At 73.7% G+C, this 24,414-nt stretch carries 20 protein-coding genes; 4 read left to right on the top strand and 16 right to left on the bottom strand.

All coding sequences use genetic code 11. The annotated features are described in order from the left end of the window. Positions 1-150: 150 nt before the first annotated feature. The 9 genes from ACFYV1_RS25940 to ACFYV1_RS25900 all read right to left on the bottom strand — a co-directional run bounded on the left by ACFYV1_RS25940 (position 151) and on the right by ACFYV1_RS25900 (position 11,480). Entirely contained in the window at positions 151-930 is a 780-nt protein-coding gene (locus ACFYV1_RS25940; RefSeq protein WP_389397979.1) for an FkbM family methyltransferase, read from the bottom strand. Then, on the bottom strand, positions 927-1,136 hold the full coding sequence (locus ACFYV1_RS25935; RefSeq protein ID WP_389397978.1) for a Trm112 family protein: 210 nt from the start codon (positions 1,134-1,136) through the stop codon (positions 927-929). Before ACFYV1_RS25935 ends, ACFYV1_RS25940 begins: the two co-directional genes overlap by 4 nt. A gap of 211 nt (positions 1,137-1,347) precedes the next feature. Then, positions 1,348-2,229, bottom strand: a complete 882-nt coding sequence (locus ACFYV1_RS25930) for a hypothetical protein (protein ID WP_389397977.1) — start codon at positions 2,227-2,229, stop codon at positions 1,348-1,350. 2 nt (positions 2,230-2,231) lie between these two features. Further along, on the bottom strand, positions 2,232-2,951 hold the full coding sequence (locus tag ACFYV1_RS25925) for a class I SAM-dependent methyltransferase (protein ID WP_389397976.1): 720 nt from the start codon (positions 2,949-2,951) through the stop codon (positions 2,232-2,234). After that, entirely contained in the window at positions 2,948-4,252 is a 1,305-nt protein-coding gene (locus ACFYV1_RS25920; RefSeq protein WP_389397975.1) for a condensation protein, read from the bottom strand. Before ACFYV1_RS25920 ends, ACFYV1_RS25925 begins: the two co-directional genes overlap by 4 nt. Next, on the bottom strand, positions 4,252-8,421 hold the full coding sequence (locus ACFYV1_RS25915; RefSeq protein WP_389398012.1) for an alpha-(1->3)-arabinofuranosyltransferase family protein: 4,170 nt from the start codon (positions 8,419-8,421) through the stop codon (positions 4,252-4,254). Before ACFYV1_RS25915 ends, ACFYV1_RS25920 begins: the two co-directional genes overlap by 1 nt. Next, positions 8,418-9,137 (bottom strand): class I SAM-dependent methyltransferase, encoded by a 720-nt coding sequence (locus tag ACFYV1_RS25910; RefSeq protein ID WP_389397974.1) that lies wholly within the window; start codon positions 9,135-9,137, stop codon positions 8,418-8,420. Before ACFYV1_RS25910 ends, ACFYV1_RS25915 begins: the two co-directional genes overlap by 4 nt. Then, the gene (locus ACFYV1_RS25905) at positions 9,134-10,324 is read right to left on the bottom strand and encodes a glycosyltransferase family 4 protein (protein ID WP_389397973.1); all 1,191 of its coding nucleotides are present in this window, start codon (positions 10,322-10,324) and stop codon (positions 9,134-9,136) included. Before ACFYV1_RS25905 ends, ACFYV1_RS25910 begins: the two co-directional genes overlap by 4 nt. 172 nt (positions 10,325-10,496) lie before the next feature. Further along, positions 10,497-11,480: a DUF3068 domain-containing protein gene (locus ACFYV1_RS25900; RefSeq protein WP_389397972.1), complete on the bottom strand. Its 984-nt coding sequence runs from the start codon at positions 11,478-11,480 to the stop codon at positions 10,497-10,499. A 209-nt stretch (positions 11,481-11,689) separates the two neighbouring features. Here ACFYV1_RS25900 and ACFYV1_RS25895 point away from each other — a divergent pair, with 209 nt between their 5' ends. Beyond that, positions 11,690-11,842 carry a hypothetical protein gene (locus ACFYV1_RS25895; protein ID WP_389397971.1) on the top strand — a complete coding sequence of 51 codons (153 nt, stop codon included), beginning with the start codon at positions 11,690-11,692 and terminating at the stop codon, positions 11,840-11,842. Further along, on the top strand, positions 11,839-13,083 hold the full coding sequence (locus ACFYV1_RS25890; RefSeq protein WP_389397970.1) for a helix-turn-helix domain-containing protein: 1,245 nt from the start codon (positions 11,839-11,841) through the stop codon (positions 13,081-13,083). Before ACFYV1_RS25895 ends, ACFYV1_RS25890 begins: the two co-directional genes overlap by 4 nt. Here the strand turns inward: ACFYV1_RS25890 and ACFYV1_RS25885 are convergent. The 4 genes from ACFYV1_RS25885 to ACFYV1_RS25870 form a co-directional block, all read right to left on the bottom strand. Beyond that, entirely contained in the window at positions 13,067-13,753 is a 687-nt protein-coding gene (locus tag ACFYV1_RS25885) for an HAD family hydrolase (RefSeq protein ID WP_389397969.1), read from the bottom strand. The two genes, ACFYV1_RS25890 and ACFYV1_RS25885, sit on opposite strands and share 17 nt — an antisense overlap. A 25-nt stretch (positions 13,754-13,778) precedes the next feature. Beyond that, the gene (locus tag ACFYV1_RS25880) at positions 13,779-14,261 is read right to left on the bottom strand and encodes an Lrp/AsnC family transcriptional regulator (protein ID WP_389397968.1); all 483 of its coding nucleotides are present in this window, start codon (positions 14,259-14,261) and stop codon (positions 13,779-13,781) included. A 106-nt stretch (positions 14,262-14,367) separates the two neighbouring features. Further along, positions 14,368-17,091, bottom strand: a complete 2,724-nt coding sequence (locus tag ACFYV1_RS25875) for a SpoIIE family protein phosphatase (RefSeq protein WP_389397967.1) — start codon at positions 17,089-17,091, stop codon at positions 14,368-14,370. A 337-nt stretch (positions 17,092-17,428) separates the two neighbouring features. After that, a complete protein-coding gene (locus ACFYV1_RS25870; protein WP_389397966.1) occupies positions 17,429-18,085 on the bottom strand; it encodes a dienelactone hydrolase family protein in 657 nt (218 codons plus the stop codon). 333 nt (positions 18,086-18,418) lie between these two features. Between ACFYV1_RS25870 and ACFYV1_RS25865 the strand changes: the two genes are divergently transcribed. Further along, positions 18,419-19,930: an FUSC family protein gene (locus ACFYV1_RS25865; RefSeq protein ID WP_389397965.1), complete on the top strand. Its 1,512-nt coding sequence runs from the start codon at positions 18,419-18,421 to the stop codon at positions 19,928-19,930. Between the two features lie 85 nt (positions 19,931-20,015). Further along, positions 20,016-21,071 (top strand): lactonase family protein, encoded by a 1,056-nt coding sequence (locus tag ACFYV1_RS25860; RefSeq protein WP_389397964.1) that lies wholly within the window; start codon positions 20,016-20,018, stop codon positions 21,069-21,071. A gap of 655 nt (positions 21,072-21,726) precedes the next feature. On the opposite strand, the gene ACFYV1_RS25855 is transcribed toward ACFYV1_RS25860, so the two are convergent. The 3 genes from ACFYV1_RS25855 to ACFYV1_RS25845 all read right to left on the bottom strand — a co-directional run bounded on the left by ACFYV1_RS25855 (position 21,727) and on the right by ACFYV1_RS25845 (position 24,401). Continuing rightward, on the bottom strand, positions 21,727-22,647 hold the full coding sequence (locus ACFYV1_RS25855; protein WP_389397963.1) for a sirohydrochlorin chelatase: 921 nt from the start codon (positions 22,645-22,647) through the stop codon (positions 21,727-21,729). A gap of 72 nt (positions 22,648-22,719) precedes the next feature. Beyond that, a complete protein-coding gene (locus ACFYV1_RS25850; protein ID WP_389397962.1) occupies positions 22,720-23,727 on the bottom strand; it encodes an N-acetylglucosamine kinase in 1,008 nt (335 codons plus the stop codon). Then, a complete protein-coding gene (locus tag ACFYV1_RS25845) occupies positions 23,724-24,401 on the bottom strand; it encodes a uracil-DNA glycosylase (RefSeq protein ID WP_389397961.1) in 678 nt (225 codons plus the stop codon). Before ACFYV1_RS25845 ends, ACFYV1_RS25850 begins: the two co-directional genes overlap by 4 nt. Between the last annotated feature and the right edge of the window lie 13 nt (positions 24,402-24,414).

Genomic DNA, 24,414 nt, shown 5'->3' with positions numbered 1-24,414 from the left:
GAGCGCGCTGAGTATGGCACAGGCCCCCGGCATCATCCGCAGGGGGGAACCCGGCTCACCCGGCTCGTGACGGGGCCGGTACCGACTGGAGACATCGCGGTGCCCGGACTGGACACGTCGCGGCGGCAGGGGACATCCGGAACGCCGGTCCTAGAACGTGGTCGTGCTCCCGGGAACCCGTCCCTCCGGGAGGAACAGCACGGAGTTGATGTACCTGGCGTTCCGCGGCACCAGCGCACGGCGCAGCAGCCCCCGGTGCACGAGGTGCTCGGTCCTCGACTGGTGGGCCGCCAGGTCGAAGTCGGCCAGCGGCACCCACGAGCGGGCGTTCAGCACCCAGCCCCGGTAGCCCTGGCCGGTCAGCAGCGCGACGACGGGCGCGACGGGGCGGATACGGGTCTCCAGCTCGACGAGGAGCGCGGGGCGTTCCCTGCGCAGCAGCGCCGACGCGCCGAGCAGCGCGGGGAGTTCCTCCCCGTCGACGTCCAACTTGGCGAAGCAGACGTCGTGGAGGCCGAGGCTGTCGAGTGTGAGGGAGGTGACGTCCACGCTGTGGGTGTGGATGTCCCGGCGGGCGAGCGAGGAGACGCCCCGGTCTCCACGGTCGCCCGCCGGAAGCCACAGCCGTGAGGTGCCTTCGCGGTCGCTGGCCGCCGCCTGGACGACGCGGGCGTTGCCCGGCAGCGTCGCCCGGAGGTGCCGGGCCAGATGGGGCACCGGCTCGATGGTGACGACGTGCGCGCAGCGTGTGGCCAGCCGGCGCGACCACGGGCCGAACCAGCCGCCGATGTCGATCGCCGTGCCGCCCGGCGGGCAGAAGTCGGCCAGCCGGTCCAGCTCGGGCTCGAAGCGCGGGTAGAGGGCGCAGGCCGCGGAGCCGACCCAGCGGGTCGGCAGGCGGGAGGCGACCGCCGCCGCGAGGGTGGTCACTCCGCCGCCGTCCGCAAGTACCTGGCGTGGTCGTCCTCCGTGACCCGGCTGCCGGAGGACGGGAGCAGTTGCGGGATGCCGTCCACGATGGGGTAACTGAGCTGGAGGCGCGGGTTGTAGAGCATGTTCTGTTCGGACAGCAGGGTCAGCGGGCCCTTGTCGAGGGGGCACGCGAGGATGGCGAGCAGCGGGTCGTCGGGGTCCATGGCAACGTCCTTGTCGTTCGGGGTCCTGCGGTTCAGGTCCTGCGGGTTTTGCGGGTCCTGCGGTTCTGTCGGGTCCTGCCGTGCAGCCTTTCGACGCGCTGCCTTTCCGGGGACGTTCTTCGGGCTCACTGGTACGGGCTCACGGGCTCACGGGCTCACGGGCTCACGGGCCGGGGCGCGGGGCCGGGGCGCGGGCACGCGCTCGCCCGGCTCACGGACTCGGGTCATGACGGGGGAGAGCCAGCAGCACCGACAGCGCCAGCGCGGTGCCCGCCACCCGCAGCGTCAGCAGGAGCGGGTCCTCCGGCAGCCGCTCCCCGAACGTGAGCGTCCCGAGCACGGCTGTGAACAGGCAGGTGACCGTGGTGCAGACGGGCACGATCAGTGACGCGCGGCACCGCTGCAGCGCGGCCTGCGACATGACAAGACCCGCCCCCGCGGTGAACAGCAGCAGATACGGATACGGGGAGGTGAACAGGGAACGGGCCGCGTCGCCGATGTCCGCCGTGGTCAGGCGGCTCGACGCGCCCTTGATCGCCAGGGAGCTGACACCGTAGAGCAGGCCCACGGCCACGCCGTAGCCGATGCCGTTCGTCGGAACCCGGTGCCGCTTCCTCGAGCGCTGCTCGACCCGCCCGTACAGCCACACCCCCGCGGCGAGGGTGGGCACGCACACCAGCAGCACCAGCGCCCAGGGAGCCCCGCTGCTCACCGTGTCCTCGCCCTCGCGGACCGAGGCCACGACCATCAGCAGCGCGACGAGCACGGCGCCGACGGCGTAGCGCTCGCGCCCCGACTGCTGTTCGCCCAGCACCGCCGACGAGAGCAGCAGGAGCAGTACGAGACCCGAGACGAAGATGCCCTGCGCGGCCGCGATCGGCAGCGCCCGGTACACGACCAGCTGGGCCGCGAAACCGGCGGCTAGGGCGAGCGAGCCCGCGATCCACGGCCGGCTGGTCAAAAGGATCAGGACGACGCGCACCGGTCTGCCGGCGGAGAGCGGCGGCAGCCTCCCCAGGGCGCGCTTCTCCAGCACGAATCCCACGCTGTACAGCAGGTTGGCCATCAGCGCCGCGCCCACACCCCACCACATCGCTACCCCCGCCGGGCGTGCGCGAGGAGGATGGAGGCCGCGCCCGGCACCGCGCACGCCGCCCGGTCCAGCAGCCGCATCCCGCGCGGCACACCGTGGAAGGGCGCCCCGGTGATCCGCACGTCCCGGAAACCTGACGCGATGAGGTGGGAACGCAGCGCACGGGCCGTGTACAGCCGCAGGTGGCCCACCACCTGTGAACCGGGCCGGCCGTGGATGCCGCGCAGGCTCACCTCGGAGAACACCGGCTGCACCCCGGCGAGCAGCAGCGCCCTGTTGTACCAGGCCGCGAGGTTCGGGGTGGACAGCATCAGATGGCCGCCGGGTCGCAGGACGCGCCGCAGCTCCTCCAGGGCGTGGTCCGGGTCGACGAGATGCTCGATGACCTCGCTGAACAGCACCGCGTCAGCGCACCCGTCGGCGAACGGCAGCCCCCGGTCGAGCTCGCCGCGCACCACATGCCCCATACGGGACCGGGCGCGGCGCAGCGCGTCGTGCGACCAGTCGACACCGACGATCCGGTGGCCCGCGAGGATCGGCCTCGCCACCTGGGCCGCGCTGCCGTCACCGCAGCCGACGTCGACCACCAGCTGCCCCGGCACGGCGCCGAGTGCGTCGGCCAGCAGCCGAGCCTGACGTCTGCTGCGGGCGTCGCCCGACGCGACGGGGACGGCCGGATCCTCGTAGAAGTCCCGCAGGCTCGGCGCGCCGTCGCTGGTCACCGGACCTCCGTCGCTCGCAGATGGTGGGCGAACAGCTCGCTCAGCCGTACGCCGTCGTCGTCGCCGAGCAGCGCGCGCGACCAGCGCAGCACCAGGTGGAGCCGGCCGCCCGTCGAGGCGGTGGTGACGGTGAGCCCCCGTGGCATCCGGGCGGGTGCGGAGAACCAGACCGCGGTGGCCCGTCCGGCGTCGCCGAAGTCCAGCGGGTACGGCACCCGGCCGATGTTGCTGAGCAGCGTCGTCGACGTCCATGGAGCGGCCAGCAGCCGCAGCCCCCTGGTCAGGCCGGCCCGTACGGCGACCGGGACCACCGGTGCCGTCAGCAGCTGGGCCGCGCTTCCCAGTTGAGGACGCGGCCGTGCCTTCAGGGCGCGCGTGCGCTCCGCGGTCCGGCACAACAGCGCGCGGATGTCCTGGCCGTCGGTCTCGGCAGCCGTGAAGCCGACCTCCACGAGTCTGGTGCCGTTGCCGATCGGCATCTCCGGGCCCCGGCTGCGGTCGTCCACGGGCATGGTGATGCGCAGTGGGCGTCCCGGCGCGCCGTGTGCCCGGTTCCAGTCGGCGACGGTCAGGGCGGTGGCCACCATCAGCTGGTCGTTGACGGTGCAGGCGGCGCCCGGCTCCCTCCGTGGCACGGGGAGTTCGGTGACGAGCATCGAGTTCCCCGGCACCGGCCCCGGCGCTCCCGCAGCGACCCGGGCCGGTCTGGCCGGCAGGGAAGGACCCGCGGCGCGGTGCGACGGCGCGCCGGGTGCGGGACGGGCGGGCGGGGGTACGACGGGAGCGGGCGCACCGCTGTAGATCTCCGCGGCCGTCGCCGCCAGCCGCAGGCACGCCGGGCCGTCGAGCGCGGTGTGGTTGAGCGTGAACAGGAGTACGCAGCCGGCTCTTTCCGGCTCCTCCACGACCTCGAGCCGCAGTGGCGGTGACACGGTCAGCGGCGGCGCGTCGGCGAGTGCGCGTTCGCGGGCCCGGGCGAGCGCGCCGGGCGCCCTCGGCGGGAAGACCACCACCTCCGTGTCGGGTGTGCCGGTGAGTTCCCACTCGTAGCGCCGTGCCAGCGGGCCGCGCCTCCGCTCGCGCATCAGCGCCCGCGGATACCGGCCGAGGGCCTGCCCGAACGCCGCTCGCAGGCGGCCGGGTTCGACCCGTCCGGGGAGATGGATCTCGATGTGCACCGTGTTGGGTTCCGTGTCCTGCGCGCAGTGCCGTGCGATCTCGTCGACAACGGGGAAGGGCACGCGCGGCAGTTCCCTGCCGGTCGCGGCGGCAGGGGACGTGGGCCGTTCGACCGTCGCCATCAGACACTCCCTCCGGGTCGGTGCGGCGGCTGCCCGCCGCCACCGGCCCGGTGCGCACCGGGCCGGCCGCCGCGTTCCCGGCCCACGGTCACCAGGGCCGCGAACAGGGCTGTCAGTGCCAGGAGTTGGGCCACGGGTCCGTACGCGCCGCTGCCCGGCGAGAGCCCTTCGCCGCCGCCGAGCACGGCCACCGCTCCCGCCCCGGCCATCGCCGTGAACGCGAGTGGCACGAGGAACGCCGGACGCAGCCACGCGACCACGGCCAGTACGGGCACCAGAGCGGCGAGCGGCCCGGCGACCACCACGGCGACCAGAGTGAGCACCACGGTGCCGACCAGCAGCCCCGGACCGGGCGGCGCCGCCGGCGCCTCGTCGGCCGCCCGGGGCCGCCGCCCGACGAGGGCGAGGCCGACCAGTACGACGAGCAGCACCCCGGCGCCGATCAGACCGGCCCGGTACATCCGCGACGGTGCGTACTCCAGCGTCACCGTGCCGCCCCCGCCCGCCGGGACCAGCCATGCCTGCTGCCAGCCGTCGATCCGCAGCGGTGTCAGTTCCCTGCCGTTCAGGGTGGCCTTCCAGCCGGCGTTGTGGTTCTCGTGGATCTGCAGATACGAGGCGTCGCCCGGACCGACCCGCACCGAACGCCGGTCGCCCTCGCCCTTCGGCGCATCGAGGCCGCGGGCCGGGCCGGTGCCGCCGGTCAGCGGGGCGCCGGTGGTGAGTGTGACGCCGGTGACGGCCAGAGGGCCGAGGTCGCCCGCCTCGACGGTGTGGGTGCTCCTGCCGAGCGGGATCCGGCTGCCGTCCGTGCAGAGGGTGACCTCGATCGGACGGTGACCGGTCAGGTCCCGTACGCGGCCTTCGGCGCGGGTCTCGAGGAACCGCCCGTCGACGGAGAGCACCGGTCCCTTGCCGCACGGCAGGGCGAAGGTGCTGTCGGGGTCCGGCTGCGGTGCGCGGAACTTCTCCAGCGCCGGGATGTGGACCTCGCTGAGGCCCACGGGCAGCTGCAACTGGTCGTCGGCGACCGGGTTGTGCAGTGTCAGCGGGGCCGTCCGGGAGATCGTGATGTCCATCCGGTCGGTGGTGATGGGCGAGAAGCGGGCAAGGCCGTTCTCGTCGACGGCGGCCACCGCCGTCCCGTCGGGGGAACTGATCCGGACCTGCTCCGGACGGGCGGACAGTCCGCCCGCCGCCGCGAAGACGATTTCACCGACCGCGGTCTTCCCGGGCCAGGACAGGTGCAGCACAGGACGTTCGCCGGCGATCCACGCGGTGGTGAGGTCGCCGTCGGTGAGGTTGCGGGGGCTGAGGTTCGTCCCCAGGTCCGCGGTCGAGTCGGCGCTCGTGACGATCTTGTCGCGCCGCCCGGTGAGTTCGAACAGCAGCTTGTCGAGAGCGTCGCCCGGCACCGGCTCCGCGGTGGCCGCGACGGTGTACTCGCCGGAGCGGGCCGCGGTGAACTGCCGGTGCAGTCCCACCTCCGCGGGCACCGCCGACAGACCTCCCGGATCACTGCCGCGCCGCAGCGAGTAGACGACGGATCCGGCGGCGTCCTTCGGGGCGTCCCGCGGAAGCTCCAGCATCCGGGTGACCTGGACGCCGGGTACGGCGATGTCGGCGAAGCCGGCACCGGTCAGACCGGGACGGCCCTGCTGCGAGTCCAGGATGGTCACCTTGAGCCACCGCGCGGTCCCCTCGGGGGCGGCGACCCGCTGGACGGAACCGTCCGGCCGCAGCGGGCTGACCCGGCTGCCCAGGTCGGTCTCGACACGGACGGACGTCGGCGCGGCCCGGACGTTCCCGCTGGGCAGTGGGGTCAGCAGCACAGAGGCGGGGATGCGCGTCGGCCCCGTGAAGCCGACCCTGACCCATTCGCCCTTGGGCGAGCCCGGCGAGCCCTCCGCCCATGCCGTGTCCGGGTTGCCGTCGAACGCGTTGACCGGGTCGTACTGCGGCAGATGGAACAGCCAGTTCCCCACAGACGACGCCGTGACCGACTCGGCACCACGCAGCACGGCCGTGGTCTGGTGCTCCGGACGACCGTTCGTGGGCAGGATCTGGCGGGGTGCCGCCCCCGCGTCCTGCACGGCCTCGGGGGAGTTGCGCTCCTCACGGGTGTACGTGTGCGAGGTGTTCGAGTTGACCAGGCCGAACCGGGTGTCGGCCCGGCGCATCCCGTCACCCGCCGCGTACAGCGACGGGCCGTCCACGCCGGGGAGCCTGTCGCCGGCGAGGACCGCGGGCCTGCCGTCGAGCCGTCCGCCCGCGGACAGCGGGAGCAGGGACTCGGGTCCGCCGCTCACGACGGCCGCCTCGGACACGGGCGTCAGCCGCGCCCTGCCGGGCCGTTCGGTACCGGCGGGCGGCTCGTAGACCTCCACCGCGCGCTGCCGCGGGAACAGCCCCTCGACCTGCACCGGCGTGTTGTCGGCGATCCGCCCGCCGGTCAGCACCGGGCCGAAGCCGGCGACGCGCCGGTACCCGGACGCCTCGAGGGTGCGTTTGACGGTGGTGGTCGGGACGTGCCCCAGTTGACCCGGGTCGAGGTCGTTGCGTACGACGACATGGTGCAGCCCCGCGCGGTTCAGATACGCGCTGAGGCCCGGCACCTCGCCGCCGGAGGTCAGAGCCTGCTCGACGGCGTCCATGGCACGGCGGTTGCCGGGTGTGCCGAAGGGGACGTAGTCGCGCTGCGCCCACGGCGAGCGGGCGAGGACGTCCAGCGGCTGGTCGATGGGCGACCCCCATGTGTAGATGCCGTGCGCGGTCGCGGGCACCACGAGGGCCCGGTCGTCGGCCGCGTTCTTCGCCAGCCAGTCCGCGGTGGTCTCCCAGTAGGCGGGCAGCCGCTGGAACGAACCGGGCTGCAGTATCGAGCCGTTGACGTACGGCAGACACAGGCCCGGCAGTACGAGGACGGCGGCCGCCGCCGGTACGAAGCGCCGCCCGCGCAACGCGGAGGTGTACGTCAGGGCGGCGGTCAGATGCGTCAGCCCCAGTGCGAGGGCCAGCGCGAGCCCCGTCTGGAACTTGTAGACGTTCCGGAACGGCACCAGCGGGCCGTTCAGCCAGTCCTGGACGGTCGCGTGGAACGGCCCGCCCAGCGCGCCGCCGTACCCGGCCAGGGTGATGAGGCCGGCCGCCGTCACCGTCACCACCAGCCAGCGGCGCTCCGGCAGGTCCCGGCGGGCCAGGCCGGCGAGACCGAGCGCGGCGGCCAGCGCGGAGCACATGACGACGACGGCCGACGTGACGACGGTCCAGCCGGCGGGGAGCCACGCCTCGCCGAAGTTGAGATAGCCGACCCAGTTGCCCGCGCCGCGCAGTACCTCCGTCGCCGACATGGTCGCCGTGGTGGTCTGCGAGGACTCGACGTACGGCATGAAGTTCTCGCCGTACACGCCGAGGAGCAGCAGCGGCACGATCCACCAGGCCGTCGCGAGGACCACTCCGGGCGTCCACCAGGCGATGAGCGCCCTTTTTCGCGGGCCGCCGGGACGGCACAGCAGATAGAGGCCGACGGGCAGCAGCGACGCCAGGGTCGACGCCGCGTTGACACCGCCCATGAGCGGGATGAGCAGGGCGGACCGGGCCGCGGCGACCCGCGGCACGGTGTGCGGATTCGTCAGCGGCAGCAGCACCCACGGGAGCATCGCGCCGGGCAGGGCGGCCGCGGACGTCGACCCGACGACGATCGTGTACGTGGGCCACAGGGCGTAGACGGCGGCGCCCAGCAGCCTGCTGCGCGAGGACCCGAAGTCCAGCCGCTCGGAGAGCCGCAGCGCACCCCAGAAGGCCGTGGTGACCACCAGGGAGAGCCACAGCCGCTCCGCGAGCCACACCGGCAGATGGACCAGGTCGGCCGCCGCGTGGAACGGCAGCATGGGGACGACGTAGCCGATGTACTGGTCGGCGATGCCGCCGAAACCGGAGCGGTCGTGCCACAACTGGCCCAGGTCGCTCAGGAACCGCCATGGATCGGCGACCACGCCCAGCTTCGTCTCGAACGTCATACGACCCGGCGACACCGCCAGGAACGCGAGCAGCACCGCGGCCCAGAAGCCGAGCAGCCAGCGACGGGACCGGGGGCTGGGTGAACCGTCCGGGGCCGGGCCAGGGGTGGTCGGCCGGGCGGGCGGTCGGGTGTGCACAGCGCTGGTCATGAACACCGCCGGAGTATGAGAAGGAGGTTCCAGGTGGCGAACTCGCGAAGGACCGGCACGCGCGGAACCATCTCCGGCAGGACGGGCCAGTAGCGTGAGCGCGCGGAGACGATGTCGACGTCGTCACGTGCTCTGACGTGACGCAGCGTCGAGCCGACGCCGATCGGGAACAGGTTCTCGCCGAGGCGGTGCTTCGCGGGCCCGCCGGTGCGGCGCTCGAACCGGGCGCGGGCGCGTTCGGCGCCCAGATAGTGCCAGGGGGCCCACTCATGACCGCCCCAGGGCGAGAGCCAGTTGGTGAACGAGACGTAGATCAGACCGCCGGGCCGGGTGACACGGACCATTTCGCTGAGGAAGGTCCGCGGGTCGGCGACGTGCTCCAGGACGTTGGACGAGAAGCAGACGTCTGCCGTCCCCTCGGCGAGCGGGAGCAGGTATCCGTCGGCGACCACGGTTCCCTCGCCGGGCTCCGCGGCCAGCTCGGCGAGGTCCGGCTCGAAGAGGAAGCCGCGGGCGCCGCGCCGCCTGAACTCGCGGGTGAACCAGCCGTTGCCACCGCCGATGTCGACGACGAGGCGGCCGTCCAGCTTCATGTAGCGCTCCACCTGGTCGGCCGCGTCACGGGCCAGCAGACCGTAGGCGGCGGCGGGATCGGCCTGCTCCCGCATGAACGCCCGGAACAGGGTCACGGAGCGGCGCAGCGACGGGTCCTTCACGCGCCCGCGCCGTTCTGCCGGGGCGTGCGCGCCGGACGGCTCAGTGCTTCGGCCACCACGGCACCGAACTGCCGCACCGTACTGCTCCAGCGGAACCCGGCCGCCCGTTCCGCGGCGGCCTTGCCCATGCCTTCACGGCGGTCGGCGTCGAGGGCCAGGGTGCACCACGCCGCGGCGAACGACGACTCGCCTCGCGCCAGGAGCCCCGTGACACCGTCCTCGACGGAGTCGCGCAGGCCGGGGACGTCGAAGCCGAGGGTGGGCGTGCCCCGCGCCCCGGCCTCCGTGACCACGAGCCCCCAGCCCTCGACGGCCGCGGGGTGCAGCAGCAGCCACGCCTCGCAGAGCAGGCGGTGCTTCTCCTCCTCGGACACATGGCCGGTGAACAGGACGCCCTGACCGGCCAGTTGTCCCAGCCGGGCGCGTTCGGGCCCGTCGCCGACGATGACGAGTCTCCCGCCGGTGACCGGCCGCACCCTTTCCCACAGGTGCAGCAGAAGGTCGATGCGCTTGTAGTCGACCAGCCTGCCGAGAGCCAGGAACAGCGGTGTCCGCGACCGGGGGCTGCGAGCCGCGGGTTCGTCGACGCCGTTGTGCACCACGCGGATCTGCCGGTCCGGTACTCCGATGGCCCGCAGGGCGGCGGACGTGGACGGGGAGACGGCCACCATCAGGTTGCCGCGGTGCGCGCGGGCCAGCGCCCAGTGCTCGAGCAGCCGCCCGGCACGGGCGACGGGCGCGGGGAAGCGCATGTCCCACAGTTCGGTGTGTACGTGGTTCACCAGGCAGACGGTCGGACCGCGGTGCCACAACGGGGCCAGATACGGCATCCCGTTGCAGACCTCGACCAGCAGGTCGCACTCACCGACCTGGCGGGCGAAGGCGGAACGCGCACCGACGTAGTGCCCGAGCGGGCCCCCGGCGGACACAACCCGGTAGGCCCGGTGCACGGCGGGACCGCCGCACAGCAGGGTGACCCGGTGGCCGGAGTCGGTGAGGCCCTGCGCGAGCTGGTCGATGAGCAACTCGGAGCCGCCGGCGGCGGCGTTGCCGAGGTCGCGATGGGCGAGGAACACGATGTGCCGCGCGGTCCCCGGGACGTCCGACGGGGCCGGGGCCGGACGGGGGGCGTGGGCCGGGGAGTGCTGCGGCGCGTCGAGCAGCGCGGGAGGGACGTGCTGGGGCATGGGTGCTCCAACTCGTTTCAGGGTGCGGAGGGGCATGGGGGGTGGGGCGGCCGAACGCGATTGGAGGGGGTGGGGGAGAGATGACCGGGGGGCCGTGCTTCGGTGGGGACAGCCAGTTTTCGACACGCCGTCGGCACACGGCTACTCACCGGTATGACAACTTCAGCCGCACTCAGGCGGGCTGATTCGTCATCAAGTGAGCGTTCGCACCGTCCGGTGCCCGACGGCGACCGCGTGCGACGAGTACGACGCCGGTGAGGGCGAGCAGCGCTCCCAGTGCCGCGGCGCCGATGGGCGCGGTGGAACCGAGGGCGGCGAGTCCGGCGCTGTCGCGCGCGGCCAGCTCGACCTGTTGGCGCTGCGTATCGGGGGTGAACGCGATCCGGTCGCTCTCCAGCAGGACCACCGCGTCCTTGTCGGACCCCGGTGCGCGCAGCGTCTTGCGGGGGCCGATGGCCGCCAGGACGATCCGGCCGGTGCGCTGGTCCACGACCAGCTCGATCGCGCTGTTGGAGTACCACTCCTCCGCCAGCACCTGGGGGGTCCTGTCCCTGCCGACCAGCCGCCCCGGCACCTGGCGCACGCCGGTCCTGGTGGGCGGCACGCTGCCGGTGAACCGCAGCCCCTGATGCCCCTGGACCGTCTTCAGTCCGCTGTACTCGAGCTGGACGACGCCGCCGAGTGTGCCGTCCCACCAGCGGTAGGAGCGCTTCTCGACGTCGAAGGGGAACTTGAGGTAGGCCTCGCCGTCGTACACCGGTGACTCGTCGCAGCAGTGCACGGGTTCGTTGGTGGCACGGTCGGTCACCCAGCGCTCGAGCGTCCACTGGAGGGAGTCCCGGGTGTCGGCGGCCGGCAGCGTGGCGTCGGTGTCGACGGACGTGGAGACGTCCCACACGGCGTTGCCGCTCTTCTCGCTGTCGGCCACGTCGCCCCGGACCTGGCGGGTCACCGTGATCCTCTTCCCGTGCACGACCTCGACCTTCGACGTGTCGAAGTAGCTGCCGGTGCCGGTGAACACGGTCGTGGTGTCGACGTCGATCGGTGTGCGCTTGGCCTGGGGTGCCACGTACCAGGCGAGCAGTGGGGCGAGGACGAGCAGGAAGACCCCTGCCCCGAACAGGACGAGTGAGGTCGGTGAAGCGGTACGGCGCATCCGGCACTCCTGGATCGAAGAGTTTCGCAGGGAGATGCACGGACCCCGGGCCGGTCAGCCCTGGGGCGCGTCCGGTGGACACGCCCTGGAGGATTCACGACAGTAGGCAGCCTCTTGACGGAATGTCAATGTACTGTCAACACTGTGCATTCAGCCGGTGGGGGCCGGCCGACGGGTGGGGATCGCTTCCAGCAAGGAGCTGACCCGACATGCGCAGACTCTTGGCCGCCGTCGTCACCGCCGCACTGGCCGCGGCGCTCGCCGTGGGCACGGCCCTGGGCATCGTGGCCGCGCTGAACACCACCCCGGAACAGCCGAACACGCCCCTGATCAGCTACGACACCGCCCCGCCGGCCCGATGACGCGTCCTGCCTGGAGCGAGGTCCCCCAGGAACAGGTCGACCGTTTCGCCGCCGTCGCACTGGCCGGGGCGAGCGAACTCGCGCAGGAGATCCTCGGCGCGATACGGCGCGAGTACCCCCGGCTCAGACTCCACGAGGACGAGTCGGGCGAGTCGATGGCGCTCGTCGCGATCCGCCGCGCCATCGAGGGCTTCGTGCACAACCTGGCCTCGGGCGCCGCGCACCCTCGCGTACCGCCCGACGTCTTCCAGGAGTTCGGCCGCGGCGAGGGCCGCGGCGGCCGCAGCCTCGACTCGCTCCAGGCCACCTACCGGCTCGGAGTCAGGCTCGCCTGGCGGCGGTTCGCCGAGATCGGCCAGCAGATCGACATCGCCGCACCCGCCATGTACGAACTCGCCGAATCGGGATTCGAGTATCTGGACGGCCTCGTGGAACAGTCGGTACGGGGCTACGCGGAGGCCGCGGCCCGGCGCGCCGGTGAACGGCTGCGTCTGCAACGCCAGTTGATCGACCTGCTGCTCGTGGAGCACCGCGGCGACCCGGCAGGCACGCTCGCGGAACGGGCGGCCCGCATCAGCTGGGAGCTGCCCACGACCGTCGCGGTGGGCGTCCTCTTACGTCCCGCCAGGGAAGCCGTCGCCCCCGCGGTCGAGCAGGGCATCCTCCTCGACATGGAGAGCGAACAGCCGCGCGTCGTCGTACCGGAGCCGTGCACCGCCGGCCGCTCGGAGACCCTGCGCCGCGCCACCGCCGGCTGGTCGGGCGCCATAGGCCCGCCCGTGCCGCTCGCGGCGGCCGCGCGGTCGCTGCGCTGGGCGGAGACGGCGGTCCGCCTCATCGAGCGCGGTCTGCTGCCGGACGGCGAGGTGCTGCACTGCACAGAGCGCACGGAGGAGTTGGTTCTGCTCCCCTCGGGAGAACTCATCGACGCGGCGGCACACCGCTGCCTCGCACCCCTCGGGACCGTCGCGGCCACCCAGTCCCGCCGCCTGGCGGAGACCCTGCTGGCCTGGCTGGAGACGGCGGGCGGCGCCCCGGAGGTGGCGCACCGACTGGGCATCCACCCCCAGACGGCCCGCTACCGGCTGCGGCAGATCCGTGAGATGTGGGGCGACGTGATCGACGACCCCGACCGCCGCTTCGAGATGCTCCTCGTGCTGCGTGCCCAGCGGCTGCGCGGCTGGCTGGGTGAGGGACCCGGTACGTCCGAAGAACGGGTCGGGCTCACGCCCCGCCCGTGATCCACCCGTACGCGGCATCCGCCGTGAACTCGCGCTGCCCGCCGGGGAAGAGCAGGTCCGCCGCCAGGAACGCGGTGTCGCCCGCCGTGCCCTCGACGTACGGCACCGCGATGCACCGCATGCCCGCCGCCCGGGCGGCCGCGGCCCCCGGCGGCGCGTCCTCCACGACCACGCAGTCCTCGGGAGCGGCGCCGAGGCGGCGGGCGGCCTCCAGGAAGACGTCCGGCTCAGGCTTGCCGCGGCCCACCTCCTCCGCGGAGACGGTCACCGCGAAGTGGGCCGCGAGGCCGGTGGTCCCGAGCACGGCCTCGATCGCGGCGCGGGAGGAGCCGGAGGCCACCGCCATCGGGACGCCGTGTTCCGCAAGGCGCGACACGAGCCTGCGCATCTCGGGGAAGACGTCCGTGGACGTGCTCGCCAGCTCCAGATAGGCGCGGTTCTTGGCGTCCAGCAGTTCGTCGAGCGGTGCGTCGATGGCGTACCGGGCGCGCAGGATCTCCAGCGTCTCCCGTGTGCCGATGCCGATGAACCCGGCGTGCTCGTCCCAGTCGAAACCGAGCACTCCGTGCGAGGCCAGCACCCGGCGACCCGCTTCGAAGTAGTTCGGCTCGCTGTCCACGAGCGTGCCGTCGAGATCGAATACGACAGAGGGGGTACGCGCGCTGCTCATGCCGCCCAGCATGCCAAGCCCTCGGTCAGCGTGGACCACCGGCTCCCCGGCCGACCGACTCGACCAGCGGCAGCAACCGGTGCGGAACCCGCTCGCGCAGTGCCGTCTCGGTGCGCGTGCGCACCACACCCGGAAGATTGATCAACTGCTGGATGACGTCCTCGAGATGTCCGTTGTCCCGCGCGGCGACACGGGTCAGCAGGTCGCCGCCCCCGGTGATCGAGAACGCCTCGATGATCTCCGGGACGGCCGCCAGGGCGTCGCCCACCTCGTCCAGATGCCCCTGCGTCACCTCGATGTGGACGAAGGCGAGCACCGGATGCCCGAGCGCGGCGGGGGAGAGGAAGGGACCGGTGCCCGTGATCACACCGTCACGCTCCATGCGGTCGATCCTGGCCTGCAGCGTGCCGCGGGCGATGCCGAGGATCCTGGCGTACTCGCGCACGCTGGTGCGCGGCTGCTCGATCAGCAGCCGCAGGATGCGGGTGTCGAGCTCGTCCACCGCCATGGTCGTTCCGGCCCTTTCACGGCGCGGGTCAAGGGCCTCAACCGTACCAACGGCCCGGTCGGAAGAGCCCGGCGCGGGCCGGTGGCCTCGTCGTGCCCGCCCGCCGTCACCACTCGAAGCCGGCGAGGTCGGGTTCCCCCGCCGGCAGCCGCCCGTCGGTCAGGGGCTGCTCGGTCCAGATCACCTTCCCCGTCGGTGTGTATCTGGTGCCCCAGCGGGTGGCGAGCTGCGCCACGAGGAACAGACCGCGTCCGCCCTCGTCGGTGCTGGCCGCGCGCCGCAGATGCGGCGACGTACTGCTGCCGTCGGACACCTCGCAGATGAGGGTGCGCTCGTAGAGCAGCCGCACCCGGATCGGCTCCGTCCCGTACCGGATCGCGTTGGTGATCAGTTCGCTCAGCACCAGCTCCGTCGTGAACCCGGCCTCCTCCAGTCCCCACGCCTCCAGCTGACGGGTGCACGCCCCGCGAACCGGCGCGACCGCCGCGGGGTCGCGGGGGACGTCCCAGGTGGCGATCCGGCTCTCGTCGACGAGCCGGGTACGGGCCACCAGCAGTGCGATGTCGTCCCGGCGGGTCGCGGGCAGCATGGCGTCGCACACGGACTCGCAGGTCTCCTCGGGAGTCCGGCCGGGGCTCGCGGCCAGCACTCGCCGCAACTCCTCGAGACCGGTGTCGAGGTCGCGGCCGCGCTGCTCGACGAGACCGTCCGTGTACAGGACGAGGCGGCTTCCCTCGGGGAGCCGCACCTCCGCGGATTCGAACGGGAAGCCGCCCAGGCCCAGCGGAGGGGACACCGGCACCTTCAGGAAGTCGACGTTCCCGTCCGGAGTCACCAGCGCCGGCGGCAGATGTCCTGCCGTCGCCAGGGTGCACAGGCCGGAGACCGGATCGTAGATCGCGTAGAGGCAGGTGGCCCCAGTGATCCCGTCGCCGCCCTCGCCGCCCTCGCCGGGCTCGTCGAGGTCGATCCGGCCGACCAGTTCGTCCAGACGCGCCAGCAGTTCGTCCGGGGGCAGATCCAGGGAGGAGAAGTTGTGGACCGCGGTGCGCAGCCGGCCCATCGTCGCCGCCGCGTGCAGTCCGTGGCCGACGACGTCGCCGACGACCAGGGCGACCCGCGCCCCGGGCAGCGGGATCACGTCGAACCAGTCGCCGCCCACCCGGGCCTGCGCCGGGAGATACCGGTAGGCCACGTCCAGCGCGCTCTGACCGGGCAGCACATGCGGCAGCAGGCTGCGCTGGAGGGTTTCCGCCATGGTGTGCTCGCGGGTGAAGCGGCGGGCGTTGTCGATGGCGACAGCGGCGCGTGCGGCCAGCTCGTCCGCGAAGGACAGATCCTCGTCCCCGAAGCGCTCCACCCGCTGCGAGCGCCAGAAGTTGACCATGCCGAGCACCACTCCGCGCGCCTGCAGCGGGGCCGTCACCAGTGAGTGGACGCCGTAGGCGAGAGCGTTGTCCGCCCCTTCGGGGTCCTGCGCCCGCCAGCCGTCCGCGACGGTGAGATCGGCCTCGAGCACCGCGTGACCGCCGGCCAGGGCCGCGGCCATCGGAGTGGCGGGAGCGAGGAAGCGGATCACGTCACCCACCGGCTGGAAGGGGTGGTCCTCGCGGATGCCGGTCAACGCGGCACGGCGCATCTCCGTCGGCACGCCCGACGGCTCGTCCCCGTGCAGCACCGTGTTCAGCAGTTCGACGGTGACGAAGTCCGCGAATCGCGGGACGGCCGCCCTCGACAGCTCCTCAGCGGTCCGCACCACGTCCAGCGTCGTCCCGATCCGCAGCCCGGCGTCGTAGAGGATCCTCAGACGCTGCCGGGCGGTCTCCGCCGTGCCGGACAGCGCACGCAGTTCCGTCGTGTCCCGCAGCGTCGCCACGGTTCCCGAGTGCCCGCCGTACGGCGCGGTGGGCCGGGTGTTGACGGCCAGCAGCCGGTCCCCCGCCAGATGCACCTCGTCGGTCACCGCACGGTCGGAGACCAGCAGCGCGGCGACGCCCGGGTCCAGCCCCAGATCCTCGGCACGGCGTCCGTCGGCGTCCTTCGGCAGCCGCAGCAGCCGGCGGGCCTCGTCGTTGGCCAGCACCAGCCGGCCGTCACCCCCGATGATCAGCACCCCCTCGCGCACGGCGTGCAGAACCGCGTTGTGATGCTCGTACATCCGGGTCATCTCGGTGGGGCCGATGCCGCGTGTCTGGCGGCGCAGTCTGCGGCTCACCAGGGCGGCGCTGACCGTCGCCAGGGCGAGCGCCGCGGCCGCGCTGACCAGGACCACCGGAAGCTGCCGGTCCACGGCGTTGCCCACGTTCTCGATCCCGACACCCGCCTGGACCAGGCCGATGACCTTGCCGTCGGCATCGACGACGGGGACGAGCGCCCGGGCCGCGGGGCCGGGAGCACCTTCGTGGATCTCGGTGAACGCCTCCCCGGCCATGGCCCGCTCGATGCCCACGCTCCGTTGGCCGATCAGTCCGGGATCGGTGTCGGCGTATCTCGTCCCGTCCGGGGCCATCACGGTGACGAAGTCGACGCCGGCGGCCTCGCCGGCGCCTTCGACACGCGGCTGCAGCGAGGCGGTCGGATCCGGCGACCTCAGTGCCAGGGCCACTCCCGGGGCACGGGCGAGCGATGCCGCGGTGGCGAGCGACCGGTTCTTCGCGTCCTGCTCGCTGTCGTGCCGCGCCTGCAGGACGAGGGCGATCACCGCGGCCGTGATCAGCAGCACGGCGACCACGACCTGCAGGAGGAACACCTGCCCGGCGACCGTGCGGGCGCCCAGCAGCGACCGTGCCCCCGGCGGGCGCCGGGGGGCGTCGAGCCTGTGCTCGTTCATCGCGCTCCACTCCCGGCGCCCGGGCGGCGGCGCCGGGCGGACGTGCCGACGGGGAGAGCCTGCCGCCAAGTGGACCGAGGAAACAGCCCGGTCATGCCTCTTTTCTAACACTTCGTACGGATACGGGCCGGGGACGGGCCGCGGCTCGCGCGTCTGGGGCAAGCGGCACGGGGGCAGGGGCCCTGGGCAGGGGACCACGGGCACGGGGCCACGCGGGCACGGGCACAGTCGGACGGGCGGCCGGGCCCGGCCGCCGGGCCGGTGGGCGGACGGGCTTCCGGGCCGGTGGGCGGACGGGCTTCGGGGTCGGGACGGGCTTCGGGTCCGGGGCCCGCCGTCACGTGGAGGAAGTCATACCGAGGAACCAGGCCCGCGCCGCGTCCGCTGCCGCCTCCAGGGTTCCGGGCTCCTCGAAGAGATGGGTGGCTCCCGGTATCACGTGCACCCGGTACTCGGCGGTCAGCCGCTCGGCCGCCTCCTCGTTCAGCTCCAGCACCTGCCGGTCCTCGCCGCCGACCACCAGCAGGACCGGTGCCCGCACCGCGGCCAGCGCCGGGCCGGCCAGGTCCGGGCGCCCGCCCCGGGACACCACGGCACGCACCCGCTCGGGCCGGGCCGCGGCCGCCACCAGCGCCGCGGCGGCGCCCGTGCTCGCGCCGAAAAGCCCCAGCGGCAGGTCCCGGGTGTCCGGCCGGCCGGCGAGCTGGTCCACGGCCGCGGTCACCCGCCCACCCAGCAGGGGGATGTCGAAGCGCAGCTCGGCGGTCACCCGGTCCACGCGTTCCTCCTCCTCGCCGAGGAGGTCGACGAGGAGCGTGGCCAGACCCGCCCGCTGCAAAGTGGCGGCCACCTCCCGGTTGCGGGGACTGTGCCGGGAGCTCCCGCTCCCGTGGGCGAAGCAAACGATGCCCCTGGCGGCGTCCGGCACCACCAGGTCGCCCGTCAGCGCGACCTCGCCGGTTCTGACGGTCACCGTTTCGGTTGCCGTGGCCATGGGACCGCACCTCCCGTGCTCCCGTCCGCGGCGGCGTCGTGGCCTCGTTGCGCGGCGCGCCGTCCCGGGGCAGGTCCCGGGTACCCACCGACCGTCGCGGACACCATCGCGTACGCGAGCCCGCGCGCACGTGATCGTGTCCGCGGCGGTGCGCCAATGGCGGGCTATCGGCTCCCCGGACGGGTGCCCTGATGGGCCAATGGCCCAGCGGGCCGAGTGCCGGTTGAGCCACTGGGCACGAGGGTGGTGTCATAGAGCCGTCGATGGCGCTGCGGATTCCGCGGCGCCTTTTTCATGCCGGAAGAACCTTTCAGGAAGCGGGGGCGGTAAGCAGTGCTGAAGAGGATGTTCGTCGCCGCGGATCCGGGGCGTCTGCGCCTGCGCAGCGCCGCACGGTCCGTGGTCGGCATCGGTCTGGCCGTCGCCGTGTGCGGCCTCGCCGGGCTCACACTGCCCGCGGTCGTCACCGGCGGCCTGGCGGCGCTGCTCGCCCTCTTCACCGTCACGGACCGCACGGTCGGCGGCCAGGCGGTCACGACCGCGCTGCTGCCCGTCGCCGGTCTCCCCGTACTGGCTCTCGCCGCCGGTCTGCACGACCACGCCGTGGTCCGGGACCTCGCCTTCCTCGCGGTCGCGGGTGCCGGGGTGTACGCCCGGCGATGGGGGCCCCGTGGACACGCGCTCGGCACCTTCGCCTTCATGACGTTCTTCGTCTCCCAGTTCCTGCACACTGCCCCCCGCCAGCTGCCCGAGGTCTGCGCCGCCGTACTCCTGGCCGTCGCCGCGTCCTCGGCCGTCCGCTTCGGCGTCTGGTGCTACGAGCGGAGGCTGCCCGCCCCGGTCGCTCCGGTGCTCCCCGGCGGCTCGGGCCTGGCCCGTATCACCACGCGGCAGGCCGTCCAGGCCGTGGCCGGCGGGGCTTTCGCACTGGTCGTCGGCCAGATCGTGTCCGGCGACCGCTGGTACTGGGCCGTCGGAGCCGCGTGGTGGGTCTTCGTCAACACCGCCTCGCGCGGCGAAACGCTGGTCCGCGGCTTCCGCCGGGTCCTCGGCACGCTGACCGGAGGCTTCGTCGGCGTCCTCGTCGCCCTTCCGCTGCACGGTGCGGCCGGACCCACGGCGGCACTCGTCGCCGTGTGCGTCTTCGGCATCTTCTACACCGCGGCGGTGTCCTACAGCTGGATGATGTTCGCCGTGACGGTCCTGGTCAGCCTGCTGTACGGGCTGCTCGGCTTCCTCGAGCCCGCCCTTCTGGTGCTCCGGCTCGTGGAGACGGCCGTCGGCGCGCTGGGCGCGATGCTCGCCGTGCTGCTCGTGCTGCCCGTCACGACGCACGCCACCACCCACGCCTGGATCGAGCAGGCCGTGCGCTGTGTGCACCGCTGCACCGCGGAGGCCGCCGTGCGCCTCGCGGGCTCGCCGGACGCCGACCCCGCGCCGCACGTCGCGGAGCTGGAAGGTCTGCTCGCCCGGGTCCGGCTGTCGCTAGCGCCGCTGATGCATCCCCTGTCACCGCTGCGCGCCCGCAAGGCACGGGCCCGCCGGGTCCTCGCGCTCCTCGACGACTGCGCCCGCGAGGTGCGGGGCCTCGCCGCCGTGGCGGCGGACCCGCAGGCCTCCCACGACGCCCGGCTCGCGGCGGCCTGCCGCCGTGTGGAGGCGGCGGTGCACTCGCTCGTCGCGCCGCCCTCCACCCCGGCGGCCGCCGACCTCGCCCCGCCCGCGCTCCAGCACCACCCGGGCGCCGAGGCCGCCCTCGGACACCTGCACAGCCTGGAACGAGCGCTCGCCGAGCTGGCCGCTCCAGTGCGGACGTCGCCCCGGGCCCCGCTCGTTCCGGCCTGAACCGTCCCGATCCGGACCGAGCAGCGATTGGTCTGCACCAGAACTGCTAACGTCCCGTCCGACGACGTGACGAGGGGACGGCACCATGGCGGACACGGGCGCAGGGGCGGGGCGGGCATTCATCGGCTCCTTCACCTCGGCGGGCGGGCGCGGAATCGTGACCGCTGCCGTGGACCCCGCGACCGGAGCGCTCACGGAGACCGGTGTCACCGACGCCGTCGCCGATCCCTCGTACCTCGCCGCCGTGGCCACGCCCGCCGGCCCCGTCCTCTACGCGGTCTCCGAGACCGAGGACGGTGGGGTCGCGGCCTTCGACGCCACCGGCGCGGCGCCGCGCCCCATCGGCCGGCGCATGTCCGTCGGCGGCTCCGGCCCGACGCACATCTCGGTCTCCCAGGGACACCTGCTCACCGCCAACTACGGCTCCGGCAGCGTCAGCGTCGTGCCCGTGGGGACCGACGGCGCGCCGGGGCCCGTCGGAGGAGTCATGCGACACGAGGGCGACGGCCCGGTCCGTGACCGGCAGGCCGAACCCCACGCCCACCAGGTGCTGCCCGACCCGACCGGGCGCTGGGTCCTCAGCGTCGACCTCGGCACCGACTCCGTACGGATCTGCGCGCTCGACACCGCGGCAGACGCCCTGACGCCGCACCACGAGACGGCGCTGCGTCCCGGTACCGGACCGCGGCAACTCGCCTTCCACCCCGACGGGCGCCACGTCTACGTACTGGGCGAACTGAAGCCCGAAGTGACCGTGTGCCGATGGGACGTGGCGGCCGGCCTCCTGGAACCCGTCGCCGAGACCGCGGTGGTGCCGGAGGGCACGACGGGCCCGGCGTATCCGTCGGCGCTGGTCGTCTCGCCCGACGGCCGCCACCTGTGGGCCGCGGTCCGCGGGCACGACAGCATCGCCGTGCTGTCCCTCGACGGGACGGGCGAGCGGGCCGCCCTCGTCGCCAACGTCCCATGCGGCGGCCACTGGCCCCGTGACCTCGCCCTCGATCCGACGGGCCGTCGTCTGTACGCGGCGAACGAGCGGTCGGGCGACGTGACGTGGTTCGCCCTCGACCCGGAGACCGGCATCCCCGGCCCCGTCGGCTCCTTCCCCGTCCCGGCGGCGTCCTGCGTCGTCTTCGCCTGACCACGGGGCCATCGGGCGCCACGCGGCCGGACCGTGCTGGTCCGGACAGCCGGCGGGGCCGTACACCGCGGTTCCCGGCAGCGCGGGAGCCTGACTGCGATCACCGACGCGAACACGTCCGCGGCCGGCGACCGGATCCGGGCGCTGCCCTGTCGGGCGCCTTCTGTCCGGCCGGCCCCGCATCCCGCCGGGCGCTCGAGCTCGCCCTCCAGAGGCCGAGGACCATGCCGTCAGGACCCGCGGTCGGCGGTCCGTGCCCCCACGGCGAGGGCCGGCGGCCCGGCCGAGCCCGGCCCGCCACGGTCCCGCTGCGCTCCGGGACGCGGGCGGCGGTCCGATCCCTGTGCGGACCGGAGGACGGTCTTCCTGGCCCGCGCCGCATCCTGCTGCTCGAGGCGGCCGGCGAGGAGACGTACGACATCACCGTCCCGTCGCCCATCCCGCCATCCCGCCATCCAGCTCGTACGGATGGCATCCAGCTCGTACGGCTGCGGCAGCGACGGCACCACATCGCGGCGGTCTTCCGCCCCGAGGCCGCCGGGAAACGCCCGCGGACGAGGCAGGGCCCGTGCCGGCGAACGCGTCGCCCGGCACGGGCCCTGTGATGTCGATGCCCCTCATCGCATCCGTGGCGGCTGCGGCCGCTCGGCCGACGTCAGCGGGGCTGCGCGCCCTGCGACTGCGGGGCGATGCCCAGCGCGGCCGTGTACTGCGTCAGCACCAGCTTGCCGATCGCCGGGTACGCGCCCAGCGCCTCCGCCGCCGCGCAGCCCGCGTCCTTCGCCGCCGCTTCCAGCAGGCCCTCGGGCAGTTCGGGTCCCACCAGGTACGGCGCGAGGGCCAGCTGTACGGAGCCGGAGCCCCGCAGCTGCTCGGCGATCGCGGCGACCGAGCCCTCCTCGTCGATCGCGGCGGCCATCACCGGCACGGCGAGGCGCGCGGCGAGCAGCATGCCGGTGATCCCAGCGGCCTGCACGGCCTCCTCGCCACCGACCGTGGCGAGGATGATGCCGTCGGCGGCGGTCGCCACCGTGAACAGCCGGGCGCGGTCGGCGCGGGCCAGACCGGCCTCGGAGAGGCGGACGTGCACGGCCTCCGCGAGCAGCGGGTGCGGGCCGAGGACGTCGGTCAGCTCGGCGGCCGCGCGGCTGTCCATGACCGCCTGCCGGATGCGACGCATCAGGGCGTTGTCCGGGCCTGCCAGCAGCGGCACCACGACGGCGGCGGGACCCTCGGGCTCCGCCACCTCACGTCCGGCGGCCCTGGCGATCTCGTACCGCTCGGTGCGGCGGGCGGCGGTGTGCGCGAGCACGGTCTCCAGCGAGGGGTACTCGGCGTCGTCGCCCTCCAGGTAACCGATGCCGACCTCCAGGCCGGGCAGCTCGGAACGGGCGATGCTGATGACCTCTTCGGCCAGGCTGCGCGTCGTGGGCACAGTGGCGCCTGGCACGGCGAGAACGAGAGCAGGAGCGCCCTCAGGAGCCGCCACGGGTTCCGGACGACGGTGTCGCCCGGACTGGCGGGGTCGCGGCATTCGTACAGGCAGGCCGGGTGCGGGCCCTGTGGAGGAGCTCATGGCGCCGCATGCTACTGGTTTTGTCTGTCAGGCTGTTCGGGGAGGGGGCGGTGGAGTACCGTCCATCCCGATTTATCCGGTTGGGCTCCGGTGGTCGTCCCGCCCTGGTCCGCCGGGAATGTGCAGCAGGGTCGGATGCGCGGGCAGGCGCAGTTCTCCGGCCGCCAGTGCGGCTGCGATACGCAGTGCCCCGAACAGGGGATCGCCGTCCGCGGAGACCTGGCGGGCGTGCGGCAGTTGTCCGGCCAGTCGTGCGCGCAGCGGCTCGAGCAGCGGCTCGCCGAGATTGAGCAGCCCGCCGGTCAGGGCCACGTCGCAGCCGTCCGGCGTCTCGCCCGGTGCCGGGCACACGGCCGCGGCCGCTTCGGCGATGTGTTCTGCGGCTCGCGCGAGGATGCCGGCGGCCACCGGGTCGTGGTCCGCGCACCGGGCGACTTCCGGTGCGAAGGAGGCGAGCATCGCGGGCCGGTCGGAGCGGGGGTAGAGCAGCTCTGGCAGCTCCGGAGCCGTGCCGAACACCGCCTCCATGCGTCCCAGCAGGGCGGCCGAGCCGCCCCGTCTGCCGTCGTGGGCCCGCAGGGCGGCCTCGAGCCCCGCCCTGCCGATCCAGGCGCCGCTGCCGCAGTCGCCCAGCAGATGCCCCCAGCCGTCCGCGCGACGCCAGGAGGCCAGATCGGTGCCCACAGCGATCACTCCGGTGCCCGCGGCGACCACGGCCCCCGGCCGGCTTCCGAGCGCGCCCGCGTAGGCGGTCACACCGTCGGCGGCCAGGCCGAGCTGCCGCACCCCGAGCGCGTCCTCCAGCGCCGAGGGCAGTTCGGCCCGCAGCCGGGCACCGAGTGTGCCCATGCCCGCCGCGCCGATCACCACGGCCGACAACCGGTCGGCCCCGGCGCTCTCCATGAGGTCGCGCGCCATGGGGAGCAGCTGCTCCATCAGATGCTCCGCGTCGATCCCGGCGGTGCCGGTGCGCACCGGCCCGCTCGAGGAGACCGGCTCGGCGTGCCGGGGCGCCCTGGCGTCCGTGAGCGCCGCGCGCAGTCCGGAGCCGCCCGAGTCCACGCCGAGGACCCAGCTCACGGCAGTCGCCAGTCGACGGGCTGGGCGCCCTGCCGCAGCAGCAGCTCGTTGACGCGGCTGAACGGCCGCGAGCCGAAGAAGCCCCGGTCCGCGGACATGGGGGAGGGGTGCGACGACTCGATGGCCGGCAGGTCCCCGAGCAGCGGCCGCAGGTTGCGTGCGTCGCGTCCCCACAGCACGGACACCAGCGGCTTGCCCCGTGCGGCGAGAGCCCGGATCGCCTGCTCGGTCACCTCTTCCCACCCCTGGCCGCGGTGGGCCCCGGGCTTCCTGGGCGCTGTGGTGAGCGCCCTGTTCAGCAGCAGCACGCCCTGGCCGGTCCAGGGCGTGAGGTCGCCGTTGGAGGGCCGGGGGTGACCCAGGTCGGAGTGCATCTCACGGAAGATGTTGTCCAGGCTGGGCGGCCACGGCTGCACCTCGGGCGCCACCGAGAAGCTGAGACCCACGGCGTGGCCGGGGGTGGGGTAGGGGTCCTGTCCCACGATCAGGACCCGCACCTCGTCGAACGGCTGCTGGAACGCACGCAGCACATGCTGCCCGGCCGGCAGGTAGGTGCGCCCGGCGGCGATCTCCGCACGCAGGAAGTCGCCCATGGCGGCGATCCGTTCGGCGACGGGGGCGAGCGCGTCGGCCCACCCCGCCTCGACGATTTCCTTCAACGGTCGTGCTGTCACGGGCGATTGTCTC

Source organism: Streptomyces sp. NPDC003023, assembly GCF_042888225.1.
Taxonomy (GTDB): Bacteria; Actinomycetota; Actinomycetes; order Streptomycetales; family Streptomycetaceae; genus Streptomyces.
This window is presented reverse-complemented; position numbering and strand designations above follow the sequence as displayed.